The 4,613-nt window shown below is 72.9% G+C and carries 6 protein-coding genes; 1 reads left to right on the top strand and 5 read right to left on the bottom strand.

The features are described from left to right. Positions 1-133: 3-deoxy-7-phosphoheptulonate synthase (locus tag CCN39_RS43600; RefSeq protein WP_143264383.1), on the top strand; the 133-nt coding region annotated here is incomplete at its 5' end. Between the two features lie 165 nt (positions 134-298). On the opposite strand, the gene CCN39_RS43595 is transcribed toward CCN39_RS43600, so the two are convergent. From CCN39_RS43595 to CCN39_RS43575, 5 genes are all read right to left on the bottom strand, one after another. After that, positions 299-1,615: a wax ester/triacylglycerol synthase family O-acyltransferase gene (locus CCN39_RS43595; RefSeq protein ID WP_086852539.1), complete on the bottom strand. Its 1,317-nt coding sequence runs from the start codon at positions 1,613-1,615 to the stop codon at positions 299-301. 173 nt (positions 1,616-1,788) lie between these two features. Next, positions 1,789-2,505 carry a hypothetical protein gene (locus tag CCN39_RS43590; RefSeq protein ID WP_086852537.1) on the bottom strand — a complete coding sequence of 239 codons (717 nt, stop codon included), beginning with the start codon at positions 2,503-2,505 and terminating at the stop codon, positions 1,789-1,791. Between the two features lie 136 nt (positions 2,506-2,641). Continuing rightward, a complete protein-coding gene (locus CCN39_RS43585) occupies positions 2,642-4,147 on the bottom strand; it encodes an SPFH domain-containing protein (protein WP_086852535.1) in 1,506 nt (501 codons plus the stop codon). 57 nt (positions 4,148-4,204) lie between these two features. Next, positions 4,205-4,393 carry an NfeD C-terminal domain-containing protein gene (locus tag CCN39_RS43580; protein WP_244211281.1) on the bottom strand — a complete coding sequence of 63 codons (189 nt, stop codon included), beginning with the start codon at positions 4,391-4,393 and terminating at the stop codon, positions 4,205-4,207. Positions 4,394-4,410: 17 nt separating this feature from the next. Further along, on the bottom strand, positions 4,411-4,613 hold a 203-nt coding region (locus tag CCN39_RS43575; RefSeq protein ID WP_143264382.1), incomplete at its 5' end, for a PASTA domain-containing protein.

Genomic DNA, 4,613 nt, shown 5'->3' with positions numbered 1-4,613 from the left:
GTGCCTGGGCGGCGCCCAGGAGATCTCGGACGTCGACCTGTCGGGCCGCTACGAGACGGCCTGCGACCCGCGCCTGAACACGCAGCAGTCGCTGGAGCTGGCGTTCCTGGTCGCGGAGATGCTCCGCGGCTGAGCTCCGGCAGCGGCGGTACGAGCCAGGGTGATCGCCTCCGCGCGACCCCTGGCCCCCGGTTGCACGCTGATCACCGGCGCACGGTCACCGCGTCGGCGACGCCACCCGCAGCCGGCGCGAGGACGCGCAGGCGCTGATCCGGGCGTCAGGCGGCGTCGAGCGCCGCTAGGAAGCGTCGAGCAGCCGGGCCGCCGACTTCAGGACCGCGTCCCGCAGCGAGCCCACGTCCGGCACCGCCGCGCCGTTGGCCTGCAGTCCGATGTGGACCGAATCCCGGTAGGTGGCGACCGCGATGCCCACCGCGTGGCGCGGGGCCAGCGGCACGAACGGGTAGACCTCCGCCAGCCGGGCGCCGCCGAGCGAAAGCTGGGCCGGGGGGACCGGGACCGTCGTGATCACCAGGTCGAACAGCATCGGCGCGGCGTGGCCCGCCGTGCGGGTGCCCAGCCGGTGCAGCAGCGGCGGAACGCGGTCGGCGAGCAGCGGCAGCGCGCCGGCGCCACGGCTCGGGCCCGCCGCCTTGTTGCGGGTCATCGCCCGGCGGACCACCCGCAGCCGCTCGACCGGGTCGTCCTCGCCGACCGGCAGGTCGCACAGGTAGCCCGAAAGCTTGTTGCCGCCGAGCTGGCCGGCCGCCCGGCCGCGCACGCTCACCGGGATCAGCGCGCGCAGCGTGCGGCCGTCGGCGCGCTGCCCGCGGTTCACCAGCCACTCGCGCAGCGCCCCCGCCAGCACCGCCAGAACGACGTCGTTGGTCGTGCCGCCGTGCGCGCGGCGCACCCGGCGCAGCTCGCTCAGCGGCAGCCGGGCGAACCCGAGGCGCCGCTCGGCCGACGGCGGGGCCGACACCGGCGAGAGCGGCGGGCGCGCGGCCCGCACGAGCGACGACGCGATCCCGGCGGCCTCGTTCGCCTGGCCCCACACCGTGCCCAGCGCGTCCTTCACCGTGTCCAAAGTGGAGCGCGGCGCGGGGATCGGGCGGGCCGGCGCGGCGGTCCGTTCCGGCAGCTCGACGCCGTCGAGCAGCCCGGCCGCCACCGCGTACGCCCCGGCGCCGTCGGTCAGCGCGTGGTGCAGTTTCAGCAGCAGCGCGAACTTCCCGTCCGGCAGCCCGGTGACCAGGGTCAGGTGCCACAGCGGCCGGGTTGTGTCGAGCGGCTCGGCGATCCAGCGCGACGCGTACGCGGCAAGCGGGTCCGGCTCGTACAGCGAACTCAACACGACGTGGTGAATGTGGTTGCCCGCAACAAAACCCGGGTCGTCGCTCCAGCTGGCCGAGCCGGGCGGGAACAGTTCCGCGCGCGCCCGCTGGCGCAGCTTCGGCAACCGGGCGGCCCGCTGCGCGAGCACCGTCGTCAACGCGGCCGGGTCGACCGGGCCGCGAGCGGTGAAGGTGACCACCGCTCCCATGTGCATCGGAGTGGTTTCGCTTTCCAGGCACAGAAAAGCGACGTCGAGTGCGCTGAGCGGCGAGCCTGCCATGGGCGACCTTTCCGGGTTCGCGGGGGGCGCACGGCCACGTGCGTCGGAAGGGAAGGAACCCACTGCACCAGCCCGACATGACGGCCGGGTGGTCGAAGTGTTTCCACCACGCTAACGAGCGGCCCCGTTCATCCATTCGAGATACCCCGGGCCGCGGTGCCCGGGCTCACAGATCAAGAAGGAGGTTCGTTCTCCGGAGCAGGCCGGGGTGCTTCCGCCTGGCCGGACGGCGGCCCCCAATCGGGGGTGAGCGCGACCTGCTTGCCCACGCGGCGCACCGGCAGGCCGTTCACCTGCCGCCGGCCGAGACCCGGCCAGATTTCCGCGGCGTCGTTCGCCGCGGAGCGGATCGCGCCGCCGTCGAGCGTCGTGTGCGTCTCCGGGATCTCGCGGTCCGTCCACTGCACGACCAGCTTCAGCGGGCCGGCCGAGGGGAGCGGCCACAGGAAGACCTCGTGCTCGACGGCGAACCGCGTGCCGCCGACCGGCTGGGCCCGCAGCACCGGGGCCTCCGGTTCGGACGCGGACGGCACCGAGATCGTCTCGGAGCTCGCCCGGCTGCCGTCGGCGTAGAGCACGCCGATCAGCAGCCCGTTGTAGTCGGGCTTGCGCCGGTGGTCGATCAGGCCCTCGGCGGGGTCGTCGACCAGGCTGTCCCGGGAGTACACCGTGATGCGGAGGGTCAGCGCCTGCGGCCACACCTCGATGGCCCGCAGCGCGACCACCGTGCGTTCGGAGCGGCCCAGCGGCTGCGCCCACGACAGCACGGCCGGGACGATGTGCTCGCGCGGGGGGTCGGTCCAGTGCCGCCCGTTGAACGCGTAGAGCTCCTGTTCCGGGACGGGGAACAGGGGACGCTCGCGCGGACCGCCGGTGAAGAAACTGCTCATCGGGCGGCCCGCGACACGCTGTCCGGCACCATGCGCCCACGGTAGGACAACCGCCCGGGAATTTCCGCCCCCGATCGGGGGTACGGCCCTTGCTTCCGGTGATCCGGGACACAAGGGCCGTACGCAGCGTGACGTGCTAGTCGCTCAGCTTGAGCTCGCCGTTCTTCCGCGCGGCCTCGTCGAGCTCCTGCCCGGCCGGCTTGCCCATGGCGTCCATGAGCTGCCGGGCCAGGCCGAGACCGGTTCCGCCGAGCGAGAGCGCCTTGGCGAACATGTCGGACATGCCGTCGGCGCCGTTGAGCACGACCATGTGGTCGATGTTGCCGAACGCGCTCGCGCCCGCCTCGACGATCTCCGGCCAGCGCTCGGCCAGTTGCTGCGCGACGACGGCTTCCTGGTTCTCCGCCAGCGCCGCCGCACGCGCCTTGATCGCGTCCGCCTCGGCCAGGCCCTTCGCCCGGGCCGACTCCGCTTCGGCGAGACCCTTCGCCTTCGCGGCCTCCGCCTCGGCAAGGCCGCGAGCCTTGGCCGCGGCGGCCTCGGCCTCACCGGTCGCCCGGGTCGCGCCCGCCATCGCCTCGGCGCGGGCCTTCGTGGCCTGCGCCTCGGCCTCGGCAGCGGTCTTGACGCGGGTCGCGTCCGCCGCGGCCCGCAGCTCGGTCTCCCGCGCCTCGGCCTGCGCCTTGGCGATCGAGGCGTCACGGGCGGCGTCGGCCGTGGTGCGCGTGTCGTACGCCTTCGCGTCGGCCGGCTTGCGGACCTGCGACTGCAGCCGCTGCTCGGCCAGCGCGGCCTCCAGCTCGGCGGCGCGCGTCTCCTGGACGACGACCTCCTGGCGCGCGGTCGCCTCGGCCAGCGGACCGGACTGCGACGCCTTCGCCCGCGCTTGGTCGACCTCGGCCTGGTAGCCGGCCTGCTGGATCTGGCTCTCCCGGACGGCGGCGGCCTTCTTCGCGGCCGAGACCTGCTCGACCTCGGCGGCCTCCTGGTCCCGCTGCGCCTCGGCGATGCGCGCCGACGCGGCGATCGCGGCGGCGTGCGGCTTGCCGAGGTTGTTGATGTAGCCGGACTCGTCGTCGATCTCCTGGATCTGCAGCGAGTCGACGATCAGCCCCAGCTTGATCATCTCGGTGGCCGAGGACTGGCGGACCTCGCCGGTGAGCGCGTCCCGGTTGTGGATCATCTCCTCGATGGTCAGCCCGCCGACGATCGAGCGCAGGTGGCCGGAGAAGAGCTCGTGGATCGTGTCGTTCATGCCCTTCTGCTGGTCGAGGAACCGGCGGGCGGCGTTGGCGATCGAGGCGTAGTCGTCCCCGACCTTGTAGATGACGACGGCCCGCACGGTGACCGGCAGCCCCTGCTTGGTGACGCAGGAGACCTGCAGGTTGACGCCGCGGGTGTCCAGCGACAGCCGCCGGGCGGTCTGGAACCCGGGGATGACGTTCACCCCGCGCCCGGTGATGATCTTGAAGCCCAGGCTGTCCGCGGTCTCGGCCCGGTCGACCCGGACGCCGAGCCCGGAGATGATCAGCGCCTCGTTCGGTTCGGCGACCTTGTACAGCAGCCGCAGGATCCCGAACACGACGATCAGCACGGCGATGACTCCACCGGCGGAAACCAGCAGGATTTCCACGAGGCTCATGGCACCGACCCCCTCGCTCTGTTCTGTTGTGGGTGTGTTGGTGCCTCTTCGACGCCGTCAGCGGCTCAGCGGTTGCCACCGTTCGACGTAAACCGTCCGCGGCGGCTCGAAGTCCACCACGAGCACCTGCGTCCCCGACGTGAACGTCTCCTCCGGGTCGGCCGGGTACGCGTAGAACGCCTCCGTGCCGCCCCGGACGTTCAGGAGCACCTCGCCGATGAGGCCGGGGCCGATCGTGCCCGTCACGCGGCCTCGGCTGCCGATCATCCCCCGAAGCCCTTCAGCTTGACCTTGGAGTTCTTCGCCACGAACGTGCCCGGTTCCGGGTCCTGCTGGAAGACGAAGTCGAAGCCGCCGCCGCCGTTGCCGCGCCCGCGGCCGCCGTCGCGGTCGGCCTTCAGGCCCGCCTGCTCCAGGATCTTCTGGGCGTCGTCGAACGAGCGGAACCGGACGTCCGGCACCTGCA

Source organism: Amycolatopsis kentuckyensis (assembly GCF_002155975.1).
Taxonomy (GTDB): Bacteria; Actinomycetota; Actinomycetes; order Mycobacteriales; family Pseudonocardiaceae; genus Amycolatopsis; species Amycolatopsis kentuckyensis.
Note: the sequence above shows the minus strand (reverse complement) of the source record. Positions and strands in the feature narration are given on the sequence as shown.